Annotated in this window: 19 protein-coding genes and 1 tRNA gene; 14 read left to right on the top strand and 6 right to left on the bottom strand. The window is 70.9% G+C overall.

Going from position 1 to position 17993, the window contains the following annotated elements:
• The 3 genes from BIU90_RS05440 to secA form a co-directional block, all read left to right on the top strand.
• A partial coding sequence (locus BIU90_RS05440; RefSeq protein WP_083403728.1) for a ComF family protein occupies positions 1-665 on the top strand: 665 nt, incomplete at its 5' end.
• 167 nt (positions 666-832) lie between these two features.
• Positions 833-1543, top strand: a complete 711-nt coding sequence (gene raiA / locus BIU90_RS05435) for a ribosome-associated translation inhibitor RaiA (RefSeq protein WP_071299230.1) — start codon at positions 833-835, stop codon at positions 1541-1543.
• Positions 1544-1698: 155 nt separating this feature from the next.
• Positions 1699-4479, top strand: coding sequence for a preprotein translocase subunit SecA (gene secA / locus BIU90_RS05430; RefSeq protein ID WP_071299229.1), 2781 nt, complete (start codon positions 1699-1701; stop codon positions 4477-4479).
• A gap of 181 nt (positions 4480-4660) precedes the next feature.
• Here the strand turns inward: secA and BIU90_RS05425 are convergent, their stop codons facing one another.
• On the bottom strand, positions 4661-5062 hold the full coding sequence (locus BIU90_RS05425) for an Rv3235 family protein (RefSeq protein ID WP_139195126.1): 402 nt from the start codon (positions 5060-5062) through the stop codon (positions 4661-4663).
• A 210-nt stretch (positions 5063-5272) separates the two neighbouring features.
• Here BIU90_RS05425 and BIU90_RS05420 point away from each other — a divergent pair, with 210 nt between their 5' ends.
• Positions 5273-6772 carry a sensor histidine kinase gene (locus tag BIU90_RS05420; RefSeq protein WP_071299228.1) on the top strand — a complete coding sequence of 500 codons (1500 nt, stop codon included), beginning with the start codon at positions 5273-5275 and terminating at the stop codon, positions 6770-6772.
• A gap of 636 nt (positions 6773-7408) precedes the next feature.
• On the opposite strand, the gene BIU90_RS05415 is transcribed toward BIU90_RS05420, so the two are convergent.
• Positions 7409-7657 (bottom strand): WhiB family transcriptional regulator, encoded by a 249-nt coding sequence (locus tag BIU90_RS05415; RefSeq protein ID WP_017888820.1) that lies wholly within the window; start codon positions 7655-7657, stop codon positions 7409-7411.
• A gap of 263 nt (positions 7658-7920) precedes the next feature.
• On the opposite strand from BIU90_RS05415, the gene BIU90_RS05410 reads away from it, so the two are divergent.
• The gene (locus BIU90_RS05410) at positions 7921-8355 is read left to right on the top strand and encodes a hypothetical protein (RefSeq protein ID WP_139195125.1); all 435 of its coding nucleotides are present in this window, start codon (positions 7921-7923) and stop codon (positions 8353-8355) included.
• Positions 8356-8427: 72 nt separating this feature from the next.
• Here the strand turns inward: BIU90_RS05410 and bcp are convergent, their stop codons facing one another.
• Positions 8428-8898 carry a thioredoxin-dependent thiol peroxidase gene (gene bcp, locus BIU90_RS05405; protein WP_071299226.1) on the bottom strand — a complete coding sequence of 157 codons (471 nt, stop codon included), beginning with the start codon at positions 8896-8898 and terminating at the stop codon, positions 8428-8430.
• 112 nt (positions 8899-9010) lie between these two features.
• Here bcp and BIU90_RS05400 point away from each other — a divergent pair.
• The 7 genes from BIU90_RS05400 to BIU90_RS05370 all read left to right on the top strand — a co-directional run bounded on the left by BIU90_RS05400 (position 9011) and on the right by BIU90_RS05370 (position 13274).
• Positions 9011-9086 (top strand) — tRNA-Lys (locus BIU90_RS05400).
• A 70-nt stretch (positions 9087-9156) separates the two neighbouring features.
• Positions 9157-9597 (top strand): hypothetical protein, encoded by a 441-nt coding sequence (locus tag BIU90_RS18605; RefSeq protein WP_083403726.1) that lies wholly within the window; start codon positions 9157-9159, stop codon positions 9595-9597.
• Positions 9594-10070 (top strand): ImmA/IrrE family metallo-endopeptidase, encoded by a 477-nt coding sequence (locus BIU90_RS05390; protein ID WP_071299225.1) that lies wholly within the window; start codon positions 9594-9596, stop codon positions 10068-10070. Before BIU90_RS18605 ends, BIU90_RS05390 begins: the two co-directional genes overlap by 4 nt.
• A complete protein-coding gene (locus BIU90_RS05385) occupies positions 10067-10993 on the top strand; it encodes a hypothetical protein (protein ID WP_071299224.1) in 927 nt (308 codons plus the stop codon). The genes BIU90_RS05390 and BIU90_RS05385 overlap by 4 nt, the downstream gene beginning before the upstream one ends.
• Entirely contained in the window at positions 10983-11885 is a 903-nt protein-coding gene (locus tag BIU90_RS05380; RefSeq protein ID WP_139195123.1) for an alpha/beta hydrolase, read from the top strand. The genes BIU90_RS05385 and BIU90_RS05380 overlap by 11 nt, the downstream gene beginning before the upstream one ends.
• 121 nt (positions 11886-12006) lie before the next feature.
• Complete coding sequence (locus BIU90_RS05375; protein ID WP_071299222.1) at positions 12007-12219, top strand: SCO4848 family membrane protein; 213 nt, start codon at positions 12007-12009, stop codon at positions 12217-12219.
• Positions 12220-12377: 158 nt separating this feature from the next.
• On the top strand, positions 12378-13274 hold the full coding sequence (locus BIU90_RS05370; RefSeq protein ID WP_071299221.1) for an aldo/keto reductase: 897 nt from the start codon (positions 12378-12380) through the stop codon (positions 13272-13274).
• Between the two features lie 42 nt (positions 13275-13316).
• Here BIU90_RS05370 and BIU90_RS05365 read toward each other — a convergent pair whose 3' ends face one another.
• Positions 13317-13622: a hypothetical protein gene (locus tag BIU90_RS05365; RefSeq protein ID WP_071299220.1), complete on the bottom strand. Its 306-nt coding sequence runs from the start codon at positions 13620-13622 to the stop codon at positions 13317-13319.
• Positions 13623-13693: 71 nt separating this feature from the next.
• The gene (locus tag BIU90_RS05360; protein WP_071299219.1) at positions 13694-15229 is read right to left on the bottom strand and encodes an amino acid permease; all 1536 of its coding nucleotides are present in this window, start codon (positions 15227-15229) and stop codon (positions 13694-13696) included.
• A 75-nt stretch (positions 15230-15304) separates the two neighbouring features.
• Here BIU90_RS05360 and BIU90_RS05355 point away from each other — a divergent pair, with 75 nt between their 5' ends.
• The gene (locus BIU90_RS05355) at positions 15305-16465 is read left to right on the top strand and encodes a mechanosensitive ion channel family protein (RefSeq protein ID WP_071299218.1); all 1161 of its coding nucleotides are present in this window, start codon (positions 15305-15307) and stop codon (positions 16463-16465) included.
• Between the two features lie 84 nt (positions 16466-16549).
• Here the strand turns inward: BIU90_RS05355 and BIU90_RS05350 are convergent, their stop codons facing one another.
• On the bottom strand, positions 16550-16741 hold the full coding sequence (locus BIU90_RS05350; protein ID WP_071299217.1) for a hypothetical protein: 192 nt from the start codon (positions 16739-16741) through the stop codon (positions 16550-16552).
• 88 nt (positions 16742-16829) lie between these two features.
• On the opposite strand from BIU90_RS05350, the gene BIU90_RS05345 reads away from it, so the two are divergent.
• On the top strand, positions 16830-17981 hold the full coding sequence (locus BIU90_RS05345) for an SLC13 family permease (RefSeq protein ID WP_071299216.1): 1152 nt from the start codon (positions 16830-16832) through the stop codon (positions 17979-17981).
• Positions 17982-17993 lie beyond the last annotated feature (12 nt).

Here is a 17993-nt window from a genome sequence, read left to right as displayed (position 1 = left end):
CCTCCTGGTCCTCCTGGTCTGACGCCGTCGCTGCCGTCATCGGGTTGCTGCTGCCCGTCCGGTGCCTGGGGTGTGGCGCGCCGGACCGCGCGCTCTGCGCAGCGTGCCGAGCCGACCTGACCGCGCGACCCCGGCGGGTCCGGCTGGTGGCGAGCGCTCGTCTCGATGCCGCCTTCGAGTACGAGGGACTCGTCCGCACCCTGCTGCTCGAGCTCAAGCTCCGTGGGCGCGTCGACGTGGCGACCCCGCTCGGCCGCCGGACGGGGGACCTGGTGCGGCAGGCGCTCGCCGGAGCCCCACCAGGGACACGTGTGCTCCGGGTGCCGCCCTCCCCGCGTGGACGTCGTCGGCGCGGGTTCGACCCCGTCGTGCTGTTGCTCGCACGCGGGGGCGTCCGTGGCACCGGGGCGCTCCGCCGGGTGCGGCGGTCCGACCACGGGCGCGCCGGGCCGATTGCTGGCGGTGGGCAGAAGGAGCGGACGGCGCTCGAGCGCGTGGACGCCACGATCGGCACCCTCCGCGCCGTGGGGGTGCACGGGCGGGACGTCGTCCTGGTCGATGACGTCGTGACCACCGGGGTGACGATGGCCGAGGCCGTCCGTGCCGTGCGCGCCGGGGGTGGGCGCGTCCTCCGGTGCGTCGCGACCGCCAGCGTCGACGTCTGAGCCTCCCGCATGGGTGAACCCCCGGTGGCCACTGTGCATCCGGTGGGTGTCCGGCCGATGCCACGCCGACACGTGACGCGGACACCCCGGCGGGTCTAGCGTGTCCCGTCAAGGCGTTGTTGATCGCCGGATGGAGGCGACGCGCCGAAGTACGGATGGGAGCCGCCATGGACGTGACGATCACGGGCCGGAACGTCGGAGTGACCGATCGATTCCGCACCTACGTCGAACAGAAGTCCGAGAAGATCGACGTGCTCGCCGACCGCGCCCTCGCGTTCGAGGTGCGCATCAGCCGCCACCACGAGAAGAGCGGCAGCAGCCAGGGCGAGGACCGCGTCGAGTTGACCCTCATCGGGCCCGGACCGCTGGTGCGCGCCGAGTCCGCCGCGTCCGACAAGTACGCGGCGTTCGACCTGGCGTTCGCGCGGATGGCCGAGCGACTGCGTCGCGCACGCGACCGCAAGAAGGTGCACCGCGGACGCCACCGTCCGACCTCGGTGGCCGAGGCGTCGGGCACGGCCTTCGACGGGATGGGTGTCGTCCCCGCCGACGGCAAGCTCATCGAAGACGTCGCCACCGGTGCGATCAGCATCGTCGAGGAAGAGGCGCGCGAGGAAGCGGACGAGGTCTACTCGCCCGTCGTCATCCGCGAGAAGGTGTTCCAGGCGGCGCCGATGTCCGTCGACGACGCGCTGTACTTCATGGAGCTGGTGGGGCACGACTTCTACCTCTTCGTGGACGCCGAGACCCGCCGTCCGAGCGTGGTCTACCGGCGCAAGGGCTGGGACTACGGCGTGATCGGGCTCGACGGCACCGACGCCGCCGACGCCTCCGACGCCTCCGCCGAGCGGGCCGAACCCGCCGAGGTCCTCGCCTGAGTCCAGGTCGAGGACGAACACGGTGTGCGCGGTCCGTCCGGGCCGCGCACACCGCGTTCCACGGCACAGCTCCCAGCGGGCCGCCCGCGCGGGTTGCTAGCATGACTGGCTGATCGGCGCGCCACCCGCGCGCGACGACCCCGTAAGGAGTTCACGTGGCAAACGTGCTGGAGAAGGTCCTCCGCATCGGCGAAGGACGCACCCTCCGACGGTTGAAGGCCTACGCCTCGGCCATCAACGACCTCGAGGACGACTTCGCGAGCCTCTCGGACGAAGAACTCCAGGACGAGACGAAGGAGCTCCGCGAGCGGTACGCCAACGGCGAGACCCTCGACGACCTCCTGCCCGAGGCCTTCGCCGCCGTGCGCGAAGCCTCGAAGCGCACCCTCGGCATGCGGCACTTCGACGTGCAGCTCATGGGCGGCGCGGCACTGCACCTCGGCAACATCGCCGAGATGAAGACCGGTGAGGGCAAGACCCTCGTCGCCACGACGGCCGCGTACCTCAACGCGATCCCGTCGCGCGGCGTGCACGTGATCACCGTGAACGACTTCCTGGCGTCGTACCAGTCCGAGCTCATGGGCCGTGTCTTCCGTGCCCTCGGCATGACCACCGGCTGCATCGTCGCGAACCAGACGCCGGCCGAACGTCGCGAGCAGTACGCCGCCGACATCACCTACGGCACGAACAACGAGTTCGGCTTCGACTACCTGCGCGACAACATGGCGTGGCAGGCGGCCGACATGGTCCAGCGCGGCCACTTCTTCGCGATCGTCGACGAGGTGGACTCGATCCTCATCGACGAAGCGCGCACGCCGCTCATCATCTCCGGTCCGTCCTCGGGCGAGGCCAACCGCTGGTTCACCGAGTTCGCGTCCATCGCCACGCGCCTCGTCTCGGGCGAGGACTACGAGGTCGACGAGAAGAAGCGCACCGTCGGCGTGCTCGAGCCCGGCATCGAGAAGGTCGAGGACTACCTCGGCATCGACAACCTCTACGAGTCCGCCAACACCCCGCTGATCTCGTTCCTCAACAACGCGATCAAGGCCGACAGCCTGTTCAAGCGCGACAAGGACTACGTCGTCATGAACGGCGAGGTGCTCATCGTCGACGAGCACACCGGGCGCATCCTGATGGGCCGCCGGTACAACGAGGGCATCCACCAGGCGATCGAGGCCAAGGAAGGCGTCGAGGTCAAGGCGGAGAACCAGACCCTGGCGACCGTGACGCTGCAGAACTACTTCCGGCTCTACCAGAAGCTGTCCGGCATGACGGGTACGGCCGAGACCGAAGCGGCCGAGTTCATGTCGACCTACAAGCTCGGCGTGGTCGCGATCCCGACCAACAAGCCGATGCAGCGGCTCGACCAGACCGACCTGGTCTACAAGAACGAGAAGGCGAAGTTCGAGCAGGTCGCCGAGGACATCGCCGAACGGCACGAGAAGGGCCAGCCGGTCCTGGTCGGCACCACCAGCGTCGAGAAGTCCGAGTACCTGTCCAAGCTGCTCGCCAAGAAGGGCGTCAAGCACGAGGTCCTCAACGCGAAGAACCACGCGCGTGAAGCCGCGATCGTCGCGCAGGCCGGACGTCTCGGGGCGGTGACCGTCGCCACGAACATGGCCGGTCGCGGTACCGACATCATGCTCGGCGGCAACGCGGAGTTCCTCGCGGTGCAGGAGATGCACACCAAGGGCCTCTCGCCGACCGAGACCCCCGACGAGTACGAGGCCGCGTGGGACGACGTCTTCACCTCGATGAAGGCGACCGTCGACACCGAGGGCGACAAGGTCCGCGAAGCCGGCGGCCTCTACGTCCTCGGCACCGAACGGCACGAGTCCCGACGCATCGACAACCAGCTGCGCGGTCGTTCGGGCCGTCAGGGCGACCCGGGTGAGAGCCGCTTCTACCTGTCCCTCACCGACGACCTCATGCGCCTGTTCAACTCCGGCGCTGCCGAGAGCCTGATGGGGCGCTCGAACGTCCCGGACGACCTGGCGATCGAGAACAAGCTCGTCGGCCGCGCCATCCGCTCGGCGCAGTCGCAGGTCGAGGGCCGCAACGCCGAGATCCGCAAGAACGTCCTCAAGTACGACGACGTCCTCAACCGCCAGCGCGAGGCGATCTACAGCGACCGGCGCCACATCCTCGAGGGCGACGACCTGCACGAGCGCACGCAGTCGTTCCTGAAGAGCGTCATCGACGACGTCATCGACACCCACACCGGCGAAGGCTCCCCGGACGACTGGGACCTCGACGCGATGTGGACCGAGCTCGGGACCCTGTACCCGATCTCGATCACCATCGACGAGGTCATCACCGAAGCCGGCTCCAAGGGCAAGGCGACGCGGGAGTTCCTCGGCCGCGAGATCCTCTCCGACGCCAAGCTGGCCTACACGCAGCGCGAGGAGAACCTCGGCGAGGAAGCCATGCGCGAGCTCGAGCGTCGTGTCGTGCTGTCGGTCGTCGATCGCCGCTGGCGTGACCACCTGTACGAGATGGACTACCTCAAGGACGGCATCGGCCTTCGTGCGATGGCCCAGCGCGACCCGCTCGTCGAGTACCAGCGCGAGGGCTACGCCCTCTTCCAGACGATGATGGGCCAGATCCGCGAAGAGTCGGTCGGCTTCCTGTTCAACCTCGAGGTGCAGGTGCAGTCCGACGGCGAGAACGCGGTCATCGAGGCGAAGGGCCTCTCCGAAGAGGAGACCCCGGGCCTGGAGTACTCCGCACCGTCGATCGACGGCGAGGTCGAGGTCCGTGACGAGCGCGGGCGCCTCGAGCAGGCCGCGACCGCGCTGGCGCAGCAGGCCCAGGCAGAAGAGGAAGCCGCCGCGCTGCCCGAGAAGGGCTCGGCGTTCGGATCCGCAGCCACGGCCTCCGGTCAGGCGACCGCGACCAACCGCGCCGATCGGCGCCAGGCGGCCAAGAAGGGCTGACCGCTCCGCAACGGACTGACAGACGGACGGACCCGGTGCTGCGCGGTCGCGCAGTGCCGGGTCCGTCCGCGTTCGTGCGTGCCGACATCGCCCACCCGCATACACACCTGCATCGCCCACCCGCGGCGCCCGCCCGCGGCGCCCGCCCGCATCGCTCACCCGCTTGGGCGCATCGCCCGCCTCAGAGCATGCCGATCGCGGTCGCCCGCCACCGGCCGGCACGGACTTCGAGCCGCAGTGCGACCGCCCGAGCGTGCGACCGGGTGTGGACGACGACGCTGACCTCGGCGATCCCGTCGGCCGGTCGGCTGACGATCGCGCTCCCGACGTGGATGCTCGGTCGGCTGCCTCGGTGCCGGGCGACCGAGCGGGCCCGCGCGGCGGTCGCAGCACGGTGCTGCAGGTGCCGATGCACGTCCTCGGTGACCCACCGCGCGATGCTGTCGACCTCGCGTGCGCCCGTCAGGATCTCCGCCACGCACAGCGCGAGGGCCTTCGCCGTCGGGCCCGGATCACCGGGATCCGTCGCCACCACCGCGCTCCCGCGCTCCCCGTCGCCGACCACCACCTCGACGTCAGCCACCTGGTCGCGCGAGTCCCGCGCAACCACTGCCTGCCCGTGCCTCCGTCCCGGGTCGTCCGCATCCTCATCGATCCGTTGTGCTTCCCACGCCACGCCGGCCCCTTCCGTAGAAGACCGAGCGTATTTGGCATGCAACATCCTATTTTCCATCCGCTCAGGCCTGTGGATGGCGGGCAGTTGTCCACAACGGCCCGCACCTAGACTGGTTCCGTGTCGACCCTCAGTGATCTCGTCCTCGCGCAAGGCCGCTCCTCCGAGGCGGACGTCGAGTGGCTCCACCTGCTCGTGGGGGACTGGCAGTTGCTTGCCGACCTGTCGTTCGCGGACATGGTGCTCTGGGTCCCGACCGCCGAGGACGGGTCCTTCGTCGCCGTCGCCCACGCTCGGCCGTCTTCGGCAGCGACGCTCTTCTACCGCGACATCGTCGGGCAGGAGATCCGCGAGGAGTGGCGCGAGCAGGTGACCGAGAGCTTCGCCGGGTCCCGGGTCGTGGACTCCGCCGAGCCCGACTGGTACGAGGACACCCCGACCCGCGTGCGCGCCATCCCCGTGCTGCGCCGCCTGAGCCCGAAGAGCAAGCAGACGACCGACCGTCCCATCGCGGTCGTCACCCGGCACTCGAACCAGGACGAGTCCCGCACGCCGAGCCGGCAGGAGCTCAACTTCACCGCGAGTGCGAACGACCTGTTCGGCATGATCGCCACCGGTGACTTCCCCGACCTCGGTGCGCCTGCGGGCCCGCGTCGTGGCGCGCCGCGTGCCAGTGACGGCCTGCTGCGACTCGACACGAACGGCATCGTCACGTTCGCCAGCCCGAACGGCCTGAGCGCCTTCAACCGCATGGGCTTCGAGGAGGAACTCGAGCGCAAGTCCCTCGCCGAGGTCACCACTGAGCTCCTCGGACAGCAGCTCGACGTCGACGAGTCCCTGCCGCTCGTGGTCACCGGTCGAGCCCCCTGGCGTGCCGACATCGAGTCGAAGGGCGTCACCGTCACCCTCCGTTCGATCCCGCTGCGCGACCACGGCGAGCGGATCGGCGCCGTCGTCCTCTGCCGCGACGTCACCGAGATGCGCCACCAGGAGCGCGAGCTCATCACCAAGGACGCGACGATCCGCGAGATCCACCACCGCGTCAAGAACAACCTGCAGACCGTGGCGTCGCTGCTGCGCATCCAGGCACGGCGGACGCACTCGGACGAGGCCCGCACGTCGCTGCAGAACGCGATGCGCCGGGTCGCCGCGATCGCCGTCGTGCACGACACCCTGTCGACCGGCCTCAGCCAGAACGTCGACTTCGACGAGGTCTTCGACTCCGTCCTCAAGCTCGTGACCGAGGTCGCCGCGTCGCACAACACCACCGTGCACCCGAAGAAGACGGGGGAGTTCGGGGTCCTGCCATCCGAGGCCGCGACCCCGCTCGCCCTCGGCCTCACCGAGCTCGTCACGAACGCGGTCGAGCACGGACTCGACGGCCGCGATGGCGAGGTCGAGATCGTCGCCCACCGTTCCGACGACCACCTGTCGATCCAGGTCCGCGACAACGGTGTCGGGCTGCCCGAGGGCAAGGTCGGTTCCGGCCTCGGCACGCAGATCGTCCGCACCCTCATCCAGGGCGAGCTCGGCGGCACGATCGACTGGCACACGCTCACCGGCAGCGGCACCGAGGTCACGATCTCGATCCCGTTCCGCTGGGAGACCGCCGCCGCGTAGCGGCCAGGAGGCCCGCCCGATCCCGCCGGACCGGCACCGGCCCTCCAGACGGTCACCGCGCCACGGCGTTCCGCACCCCGCTTCCGCGCATCGCACCCCGCGGCGCACATCGCGCCCCGGTGTCTGGGGGTGCGACGTTCGCGCGGGGGTGCGACGCACCACTCGGGAGGCCCGCCCGGCCCCGCCGGACCGGCACCGGCCCTCCAGGCGGTCGCCGCGCCGTCCGCACAACAGAAAGCAGACCGCGCCACGTCGTCCCGTGGTGCGGTGTGCTTCCGGTTGTGCGGACGCGGTCCGCACCCCGCTGCGCACATCGCGCCCCGGTGCGCGGGGGTGCGACGTCCGCGCGGGGGTGCGACGCACCGCTCGGGAGGCCCGCCCCGGGCCCCGCCGGACCGGCACCGGCCCTCCAGGCGGTCGCCGTGCCGTCCGCACAACAGAAAGCAGACCGCGCCACGTCGTCCCGTGGTGCGGTGTGCTTCCGGTTGTGCGGACGCAGTCCGCGCCGCCGCCGCCCGCCGCCGCCCGCCGTCCGCACCGCCGCCGCCCGCCCGCCCGCCGCAGTCCGCCCCGCACACGACGACGCCCGCCGAGCCCCAGCGGGGCCCGACGGGCGTCGTCGTCAGTGCTGCTGCGTCAGGAGGCGCGGCGGGCGCGAGCGGCGCGGCGCTTGAGCGCGCGACGCTCGTCCTCGCTCAGGCCGCCCCAGACACCGGAGTCCTGGTTGTTCTCGAGGGCGTACTGCAGGCACATCTCGGTGACGGTGCACCGGGCGCACACCGACTTCGCCTTCTCGATCTGGTCCACGGCGGGCCCGGTGTTCCCGACGGGGAAGAAGAGCTCGGGGTCCGCGGTGAGGCAGGCAGCCTTGTCACGCCAGTCCATGTGGTGGTGCTCCTTGATGTCGATGCTCGAACGGCAGGCCGGGGCCGTGGTTCGGGGCTCGAGGACTCTGCACATGCTCATGTGACGTACGGGAGGATCCTGTGGGGAGGAAACCGTGCGGGGAGAGTCCGACGCCCGCAGATGCTCGGGGGAGGAGCATCGAACCACGGGAGACGCACACCACATCGTGCCGTCCAAACGACCTCGAACATCGTTCCATACTGATATGGCCAAATCAAGGGTTGCAATGCTGGAGGATCACTGTGTCTGAGACCACCTCGAATCCGTTCGAGCCGCACGAGTCGCGCCGGGAACCCCGCTCCCGGGCGATGCTCGTCCTGCTCGTGGTGGTCGCCCTCGAGTTCGCGGCACTCGTCGTGGCGACGGTGGTGCTGCTCGTCGAGGTGGTGGTCTCGCCCGCCTCGAGCATCGCCTCCGGCATCGCGCTGACCGTCCTGACGGCGATCGCGGCGCTCTGGCTCGGCGCGATGACGCTCGGGCTCTGGCGCGCTCGCCCGTGGGTCCGCAGCGGCATCATCGTCTGGCAGGTCCTGCAGGGCGCGCTGGCGATCGGCGCGTTCCAGGGTGTCTTCCGGGTGCCGGCGGTCGGCTGGGCACTCCTGCTGCCCGCGCTGGTCGCGATCACCCTGGTGCTGTCGAAGTCGGTGACGGCGGCGCTGGCCCGTCCGGTCGAGTAGACGTAGCTGCAGACAGACAGGAGGCCCGGTGCCGGTCCCAGGGACCGGCACCGGGCCTCCTGTGCGTGAGGATCAGACCAGGCCGAGCTTCTTCCGCAGGCTGGCCACGTGACCCGTCGCCTTGACGTTGTAGAGCGGCAGCTGGACGCGGCCGTCCTCGTCGACGACGATCGTCGACCGGATCGTGCCCGTGACGACCTTGCCGTAGTTGTTCTTCTCGCCCCAGGCTGCGTACGCCTTGTGCACGGCCAGGTCGGGGTCGCTCAGCAGCGGGAAGGTCAGTGCCTGCTCGTGCTGGAACTGCTTGAGCGCGGGGAGCTCGTCCTTCGACACGCCGAGGACCTCGTACCCGGCGGCCTGCAACGAGGACATGTTGTCGCGGAAGTCGCACGCCTCGGTGGTGCAGCCCGGGGTCGACGCCGCGGGGTAGAAGTACACGATGACCTTGCGTCCGCGCAGCGATCCGAGGCTGTGCTCGGTGCCGTCCTGGTCCTGCAGCGTGAAGTCGGGGGCGGTGTCGCCGGCGGCGAGACGGTCGGTCATGGTGCTCCTGTTCGGTCGGTGCCCGGAGGTGGTCACGAGCACGCAGAACCCATGCTATTGTTGATTCCCGTTGCGGCACACACCACAACGAAGCCCAGGGAAGCCCGGGCATGCACCTCTAGCTCAATTGGCAGAGCAACTGACTCTTAATCAGTGGGTTCTCGGTTCAAGTCCGAGGGGGTGCACCACGATACGAACCCCCGCTCAGGCGGGGGTTCTCGTGTATCCGAGCTCGATCGTCGGAGGGGGCGGGGAAGCATGATGACGCGGGAACCCAAGGGTGGCGCCCTGGACGCAGCCGAGCTCGCTCGCCGTCTCAACCTGCTGCTCGACTTCGAGGAGTCCCAGCGTGGGGCCCCTGTGCCGTTCTCCGAGATCGAGGAGTACGTCGACGCCCGCGGCGGGTCGCTCTCGCGTGCCAAGTGGACGTACATGCTCTCCGGTGACGGCCGCCGCAACCGCGACACGGCGCTGCTCCAGCTGCTGGCCGGCTTCTTCGAGGTCGACGAGCTCTTCCTGCTCGAGGACAGCGACGTCCCCGAGCGCATCGGCGCCCAGCTCGCCCTCGTCCGATCGCTCCGCTCCGCCCGGGTCAGCGGTTTCGCGGCCCGCACCTTCCCCGGCGAGCTCTCACCCGAGGCGCTCCGTCGGATCGCCTCGGTGATCGAGGAAGAGTCGCAGCGCGGGATCGAGCCGTGAACGACCACGCCGACGCGTCCCCCCACCTCACGGCCTTCTGGGCCCGCGGTCGTGCCGAGGGGTGGTCGAGCGTCGACCAGGCCGTCGCTGCCGCAGCCCAGGTCGTCGGGAAGCCGATCGTGGTCCGCGAAGAAGCGTTCCTGGCGTCCGAACCGGTCTGCGGGTTCGTCGCGACGCTGGAGCACCAGCACCTCATCATGATCTCGCCGACCCCATCGACGACGTTCCGGTCGTTCGTGATCGGCCACGAGCTCGGCCACGTCCTGCATGCCCACCACGAGGCGTCGGCGCAGTCGGCCTACATCCGCGACGTCATCCCTGACCTGCCGGAGTACAAGGTAGAGCGCGCGATGGCCCGCGGCCTGTTCGAGAACGACTTCGAGCGCGAGGCCGAGCTGTTCGCCGACGAGCTCGCCGCGCTCATCCGCGACCACCGCGGGCGGCCGAGCGCCTTCCGCGGGGTCTTCGGATGATCCTCGCGGTCGTCCAGGCGGTCCTGCTCGTCGTCGGAGCGATCGCCCTGTTCGTCCTGCAGCGCGGACAGGACCGGACCCTGGCGGTCACGTTCCTCCTGTTCTGCGCGACGATCGTCACGAACGTCGACCCGCTCTACCGCTGGCTCGATCCGCGCTTCGGCGGGTTCAACGTGGTCACGGTCGTCAGCGACTGCCTGATGATCGCCGGGACGAGCACCCTGCTGTGGGGCGTCGCCAAGGCCGTCGGCGCCGCGGGGCCCTGGCTGCGCAACGCCATCGTCGTGTCCTGCGCGGTCGTCGGCGTCGTCATCGTCACCGCGTTCACGGTGCTCGACAAGCCGCCGACCACGACGACGTTCATGCTCGACGCCGGTGACCACCCGGCTGCGGCCGTCTACTCGATCGCCCAGACCGTCTACCTCGGTGTCGCGCTGGGTGCCACAGGCGTGATCTGCGTGCTGCACCTGCGCGAGGCCCGGACGCGGACGGACCTGGTCGGGCTGTGGGTGCTCGTCGTCGGGGGCCTGTTCGGCGTCGTTCGCATGGTGGTCGTCGTCGTGATGGACCTGGCCCACGTGGTCGGTGACCTGTCCGTCACGCGGGCGCTCGCGCTGCCGTACGACGTCCTGACGCCGGGCGCGGTGATCTTCGTCGCGTCGGGCATGCTGCTCCTGGTCGTCGGGCACCGGCTCGCCCAGGCCGGACGCTCCCGCCAGGTCGAACGGGCGATCGCCACGCTGGCGCCCCTGCACGCCCGGCTCGGCAGCGACAACGAGTACCCGGAGACCGACGACCCCGCCACCCGACTCAGCCGGTTGATCGTCGAGATCAACGACGGCGTGCGGAGCACCCGGACCGCACTGAGCGACCGGGAGCGCGCCGTCCTGGCCCGCGCCGAGGCCGCGCTCGATGTCGCGTAGAACCCACCGACGAGCGACCGCGGGCATCGCGCTCGTGGCCGCCGGCGTCACAGCCGTCACCGCCGTCGTCGCCGGAGTCGCCCGCCGCGCTGCCGCCCTGTACGCGTCGCCGGAGCTCGAACCCCGGCCAGGTCTGCAGCCCGTCTCCGTCCGCGGCGCCGACGGTCAGGCGCTGCCCGGCTGGGTCACCCCGACGGTGGGGGACGGCACGCGCTGGGCGGTCGCGCTGCCGGGCCTCGGCTCGCATCCGCTCCGGCACCAGGAGATCGCCCCCGCCCTGGCCGCGCACGGGTACACCGCGCTCTTCGCCGCACACTCGGCCCGGTGGCCGGCCCGGCGTCACGGGTTCGGCGTCCGCGAGACCGACGAGGCGCTCGCGTGGCTCCGCGTCGCAGCCGACCACGGCGCCCGCGAGGTCACGCTCCTCGGCTGGTCCTTCGGCGGCGCGCTCTGGCTGCACGCGCTCGACGCGATGCGCCGAGAGCCGCTCCGCCGGACACTCGCGGACCCGCCACTCGTGGTGCGCGCGGTCGTCCTCACCGGGCCGCTGGTCGACTGGGTCCCCACGATCGCGCACGGCATCGGCGGCGGTCGCCTCGGTCGCGCCCTGGGCCGCGCCGTGGTGGGGTCCCTCGCCGTCCCCGGGCTGGCGCGCCTCGCGGGACAGGCCGGTCGGCTCCGGATCCGGCCGCCCGCGCTGACCGGTCACCCGATGCCGCTGCTCGTGGTGCACAGCGACGCGGACACCACCGTCCCGCTCGCCACCAGCCGGGCACTCGTCGCGGCGTGGTCCGGCCCGTCGCGTCTGCTGGTGGTCCACGGGGCACGGCACGGCGCCGAGCGGGACGGTGACCCGAACGGGTGGCTCGACGCCGTCTCGACCACCGTGTAATGTCTGTAGCAGTTGCTACATCCGTGTGGTGACCGTCGGTGGGACTCGGCCGCGTTGGGGGCGGCCGAGCGCCACCGCTCACCTCGGCAGCGGGTCGCCCGCTGCTCGGTAGGATCGTCGGGTGCTCGTCTTCGCCGCAGTCGTCCTGTTCGTCGGTGCCCTGTTCAACCTGGTCGCCTGGCCGCGCTTCTTCCAGCGGGTCGCGAAGGACACCCGGGCCAGGGACGCCGCCGGTCGACCGACGACCTTCTACCGCGTGCACCTGGTCCTGCTCCTGATCGCGATGGCGATCACGCTCGCCTCGGTGGTCGCGGGCATCCTGCTGCTGGTCTGAGCTCACCTGGTCTGAGCGGCCCTGGTCGCGACCCGCTGACGGACAGGAGGCCGTGGCGGCGCCGCCACGCGCCTCCCGTCCGGTCCGGGCTGCGCGCCCACGGACACGTCCGGGACGGCGGGAGTAGACCGGGGGCCTCGACCGACCCGGAGGCCCCGATGACCGACGCGACCCCACGCCCACACGCCGCACCGTGCGGCACGTTCGACCTCGGCGGCCACACCGTGGCGCGCATCGGGTACGGCGCGATGGCACTCGAGCGCTTCGCCGACGACCGTGATGCCGGGGCTCGGCTGCTCCGCCGTGCGGCTGACCTCGGCGTCGACCACGTGGACACCGCCGACTTCTACGGCGACGGTGTCGCGAACGACGTGATCGGACGGGCGTTCGGCGCTGACGACACGGTCACCGTGGTCAGCAAGGTCGGTGCCGTCCGGACCGAGGCCAAGCCGGGCCTGGCGCTGGCGCAGCACCCCGAGCAGCTCCGCACACAGGTGCACGACAACCTGCGCTCACTCGGCCGCGACCGGATCGACGTGGTGAACCTGCGGCGCGCGGACCTCGGCCCGGGACTGCGCGCGACGAAGGACCAGGTCGTGGACCTCGACGACCAGCTCGCGGTCATGACGGCGATGCGGGACGAGGGGCTCATCGGGGGGATCGGCCTGAGCGCGGTGTCCGCGGAGAACGTCGCTCGCGCGGCTCCGGCAGGCATCGTGTGCGTGCAGAACGCGTACTCGCTCGTCGACCGCGGTGGCGAGGACCTGCTGGCCTCGTGCCGGGCCGCGGGGATCGCGTGGGTGCCGTTCTTCCCGCTCGGCGGTCGGTTCCCCGGGCAGACCCGGGTGGAGGACACGCCCTTGGTGGACGCGGTCGCGGCGGAGGTCGGCGCGACGCCGGCCCAGGTGGGGCTGGCGTGGCTGCTGCAGCACGCGCCGCACGTGCTGCTCATCCCGGGCACGGCGAACGTGGCACACCTGGAGGAGAACGTCGCCGTCGACGACGTGGCGCTCAGCGCGGTGCACGTGGCCGCGCTGGACCGGGTCGCCGGGTAGCGCCGCCCGGTCAGCCGTCGGTCGAGAACGGCGTCCCTGCGCTCAGGACTCCGACGGGACGGGCGCGCCGAGCACCCGACCGAGCGCCAGCGCCGCGACCTGCTCGTCGGAGGTGTCGAGCAGCACGCGCCAGGTGGTGTCCGGCGTCAGGAACTCTACGCACACGGCGTCGAAGTCGCACGGCTCGATGCGCCAGCCGTGCACCGCGTCCATCGGGACCGGCTCGAGCGCGTCGCGTTCGTAGCTCGTCTCGGCGTGCACCCGGTCGGGGAACACGCGGACGCGGCCGAAGGCGCCACGCCAGGTCAGCTGGAGGTCGAGCGTGGGGGGAGCAGAACGGTCCGGCACCCGCTGATCGTACTGGGGGATGCCGGACCGTCTGGTTCGTGCCGGGCGCGGGTCGCGCTCGGCGGACAGGCTCAGCCCTCGTCGCCCGTGTTGCGTCGGACCTGGTTCGCCGGGTCGCGGCCGGTGATCGGGTACGGGCCGGTGACGCCCTCGCGGAGCTGGGCGATGCGCAGGATGCGGTCGCGCTGCAGGAACCAGCCGACCACGAGCAGCGGGATGATGATCACGAGCGACGCGATCGTCAGCGTGCCGACGGGCCAGTCGATCGCCATGAGCACGAGGACCGAGACCAGGAACGCCAGGGTCAGCCACGAGGTGACGGGGGCGCCGGGGAGCTTGAACGTCGGCTCCTTCGCCAGGCCCTGCTTCGCCCACTGCCGCAGCCGCATCTGGCAGAGGATGATCGTGCCCCACGCGGTGATGATGCCGAGGCTGGCGACGTTCAGGGCGATCTCGAACGCCTGGCTCGGGACGAAGTAGTTGAGCGCGACGCCGGCGACCGTGAACCCGGCCGTCAGCAGGATGCCGGCGAACGGCACCCCGCCCTTGGTCATCTTCGTGGTCCACTTCGGCGCCGACCCGTTCATGCCCATCGAGTGCAGCGCACGGCCGGTCGAGTACAGCCCGGCGTTGAGCGAGGACAGCGCCGCGGTCAGGACGACGAAGTTCATGATCGACCCGACGATGACGCCGACCTGCGGGTTGCCGAGCGACGAGAAGAACGTCACGAAGGGGCTCTCGCCCTCCTTGTACGACGTGTAGGGGAGCAGCAGCGAGAGGAGGACGACGGAGCCGACGTAGAAGACCGCGATCCGGAAGACGACGGAGTTGATGGCGCGTGGGATGACCTTCTCGGTGTCCTGGGTCTCGCCGGACGCGGTGCCGACGAGCTCGATGGCGGCGTAGGCGAACACGACGCCCTGCACGACGAGCACGGCGGGCAGCAGGCCGTTCGGGATGAGCCCGCCGTTGTCCTGCCAGATCGAGAAGCCGGTCCGCACCGCTTCGCCGCCGGTCTCGACCGGGAACGCGAAGATCAGCCAGACCAGGGCCACGACGAGGAACGCGACCAGCGCGACGACCTTGATGATCGCGAACCAGAACTCCAGCTCGCCGAACACCTTGACGGCGACCATGTTCGCCGCCAGGACGACCACCAGGGCGATGAGTGCCAGGAGCCACTGCGGCGCCGCGGTGAACGTGCGCCAGTACTGCAGGTAGAGCGCGACCGCGGTCGTGTCGACGATCGACGTCATCGCCCAGTTGAGGAAGTACATCCAGCCGGCGGCGTAGGCGAACTTCTCGCCGTAGAACTCGCGCGCGTAGGAGATGAACGACCCGGAGGACGGGCGGTGCAGCACGAGCTCGCCCAGGGCCCGCAGGATGAAGAACGCGAAGACGCCGGCGATCAGGTACACGACCGCCAGGGCCGGTCCGGCGGTGTGCAGTCGTCCACCGGCACCCAGGAAGAGCCCGGTGCCGATCGCGCCGCCGATGGCGATCATCTGCAGCTGCCGGGGCTTCAGCCCGTGCTGGTAGCCCTCCTGCTCGTGCGAGAAGTCGTTCGCTGGAGCGCGGTCCACGCCCGTGTCGTTCTGCGCTGTCATGGCCGACACGCTACATGCGTGGCGCGCTGTCCGCAGACTGCGCCGTCGACCGGACGAACCCGGCACCATGGAGGGATGGACATCCTCCTCCGCCTCCTGATCGCGGTCGGGTTCGCCCTGCTCGTGACCGCCGTCGCCGCCCTCGTGCTCCACCTGGTGTTCCGCGGGCTCGGCCGGCGCGAACGCTGGGCCGCCGCGCTGTCCCGCCGGACGAAGCACCCGGTCCGGACGATGCTGCTCGTGGCGTCGCTCTGGACCGCCTTCGCGACGAGCGTGCCGGACACCGACGCGTCCCCCTGGCGGGACCCGGTGTCGCACGGGTTCCTCGTGGCCACGCTCGGCGTCGGCACGTGGTTGGCGTGCGAGCTCGCGGTGTTCCTCGAGAGCCTCGGGCTGCACCGCTACCGCGTCGACGTCCCCGACAACCGGGTGGCCCGCCGGGTCCGCACGCAGGTGCTCATCCTGCGCCGGGTCACGGTGGCCGTGCTCGTCATCATCGGGGTCGGCGCGATCCTGCTCACCTTCCCCGGGGTCGAGGCCGCCGGGGCCAGTGTCCTGGCCTCGGCCGGATTGATCTCCGTCATCGCGGGTCTCGCCGCACAGTCGACCCTGGGCAACGTGATCGCCGGGATGCAGCTCGCGTTCTCCGGGTCGATCCGGGTGGACGACGTCGTGGTGGTCGAGACGCAGTGGGGCCGGATCGAGGAGATCACCCTGACCTACGTCGTCGTGCACCTGTGGGACGACCGCCGGATGGTGCTGCCCTCGACGTACTTCACGAGCACGCCCTTCGAGAACTGGACGCGCACGAACAGCGAACTGCTCGGCGCCGTCGAGTTCGACCTGGACTGGCGGGTGAGCCCGGCCGAGATGCGGAAGGAGCTCGACCGCGTGCTCGAGACCTCGACGATCTGGGACCGGCGCACGAAGGTCCTGCAGGTCACCGACGCGGTCGGGGGACTGGTGCGCGTCCGCATCCTGGTCACGGCGCCGGACGCGGGTGGCCTGTTCGACCTGCGCTGCTACGTCCGCGAGGAGATGGTCGACTGGCTCCAGCGCACCCACCCGGACGCGTTGCCGGTCCAGCGCGTGCAGCTCGCCGAGGAGACCACCCCGACCCGCCGCCGCACCCGGTCCAGCGAGGGGGACAGTTCGCTCTTCGGCGACGGCGACGAGCGCGGAGCGCTCTTCACCGGTCCGGTCCAGACGGCCCACATCCCGCCGTCCGAGCGGTAGACCCGGGCCGAGACGGACGGGAGGCCCGATGCCAGCTGGCACCGGGCCTCCCGTCCGTCATCGTCAGATGATGGAGCGCTCAGGTCAGGGCTGCCGCGCGCGGACCGCGCGGTCGTCCTCCACCACCGTGCCGATCGCCACGATCGTGGTCGCCACCCAGGCAACCCACGTCAGGGCGAGGCGCCAGTCACGCGGACCCTGCCGTGTGGTCTGCAGCACGCTGTAGCCGCTGATGATCGAACTCCACACCGCACCGTTGAACAAGAACTTGCGCACGGATTCCTCCTGTCGTCGTCACGTCCCACGCTACTGGTCGCTACATTGGAGCGCCGCCGATCGCGGCAGGTCCCCACGAGGAGTCGCTGTGCGTCAAGCCGTCATCGGTGCAGTGCTGCTGGTCGTCGGCGCGGTGTGCGTCGCGCTCGGCCTGCTGCCCGTTCCCGACCTGATCGAGCTGGCCGACCGGGTGCTGCCCGTGCTCGGGTTCGTCCTCGGGTTGACGATCGTGTCCGAGCTCGCCGCGGACGCCGGTGTCTTCGACCGGCTGGCGGACGTCGCGGCGCGCATCGGCGGGGGCCGCACGATCGGTCTCTGGGGTGCGGTCGTCGTCCTCGCCGTGCTCTGCACCGTGTTCCTGTCCATCGACACGACCGCGGTGCTGCTGACCCCGATCGTGATCGCCCTCGCCCGGCGCGTCGGACTGCCGCCGATGCCGTTCGCGCTGACGACCGTGTGGCTCGCGAACACCGCCTCGCTGCTGCTGCCCGTGTCGAACCTGACGAACCTGCTCGCCGTCGACAAGATCGGGCTCGACGGGCCGCTGCCGTTCGCGGGGCTCATGGTGTGGGCAGCGCTCGCCGGCGTCGTGGTGCCCTGCGCCGTGCTGCTCGTCGTGTTCCGCGGCAAGCTCTTCGGTCGCTACACCCCGGTCTCGGTGCGCCCGCCGGCCGACCGCGTGTTCTTCACCGCCGCGTCGATCGTGCTCGTGGCGCTCGTCGTCGCACTGACCGCCGGGGTCACCGTGTGGATCGCCGCGGTGCTGGCGGCCCTGGCGCTCGTGGTCGTCGCCGCGTTCCGTGCGCCGTCGGAGCTCAAACCCTCGCGCGTGCCGTGGTCGACGCTGCTCTTCGCGGCCGGCCTGTTCGTCGTCGTCGAGACCCTCCACACGACGGGCATCACCGACCCGATCGTGAACGCACTGCCGGGCGGGTCGGGCACGGGGTCGCTGCTGGCGCTGGCCGGGGCCGGGGGTGTGGCGGCGAACGCGATCGACAACCTGCCCGCCTACCTGGTGCTCGAGCCGGCCGCCGGGCACGATGCCCTGCGCTACGCGGCGCTGCTCGTGGGGGTGAACGCCGGGTGCCTGATCACGCCGTGGGCTTCGCTCGCGACGCTGCTGTGGCACGCCCGACTGGCTGCCGAGGGCGTGCACCTGTCGTGGGGCCGCTACATGGCGCTCGGGTGCGTCGTCGCCCCGCTCACCGTCGTCGCCGGGGTCCTCGCCCTGCGGCTGTAGGCGCAGGGCCGA

The sequence above is a fragment of the Curtobacterium sp. MCBA15_001 genome, assembly GCF_001864835.1.
GTDB lineage: Bacteria > Actinomycetota > Actinomycetes > Actinomycetales > Microbacteriaceae > Curtobacterium.
This window is presented reverse-complemented; position numbering and strand designations above follow the sequence as displayed.

Bases quoted from the DNA above. Each gene is read 5' to 3' on its own strand.
- raiA (WP_071299230.1), top strand. From the start codon at position 833: ATGGACGTGACGATCACGGGCCGGAACGTCGGAGTGACCGATCGATTC.
- BIU90_RS05415 (WP_017888820.1), bottom strand. From the start codon at position 7,657: ATGGACTGGCGTGACAAGGCTGCCTGCCTCACCGCGGACCCCGAGCTC.
- bcp (WP_071299226.1), bottom strand. From the start codon at position 8,898: ATGACCGACCGTCTCGCCGCCGGCGACACCGCCCCCGACTTCACGCTG.
- BIU90_RS18605 (WP_083403726.1), top strand. From the start codon at position 9,157: ATGATGACGCGGGAACCCAAGGGTGGCGCCCTGGACGCAGCCGAGCTC.
- BIU90_RS05385 (WP_071299224.1), top strand. From the start codon at position 10,067: ATGATCCTCGCGGTCGTCCAGGCGGTCCTGCTCGTCGTCGGAGCGATC.
- BIU90_RS05380 (WP_139195123.1), top strand. From the start codon at position 10,983: ATGTCGCGTAGAACCCACCGACGAGCGACCGCGGGCATCGCGCTCGTG.
- BIU90_RS05370 (WP_071299221.1), top strand. From the start codon at position 12,378: ATGACCGACGCGACCCCACGCCCACACGCCGCACCGTGCGGCACGTTC.
- BIU90_RS05360 (WP_071299219.1), bottom strand. From the start codon at position 15,229: ATGACAGCGCAGAACGACACGGGCGTGGACCGCGCTCCAGCGAACGAC.
- BIU90_RS05355 (WP_071299218.1), top strand. From the start codon at position 15,305: ATGGACATCCTCCTCCGCCTCCTGATCGCGGTCGGGTTCGCCCTGCTC.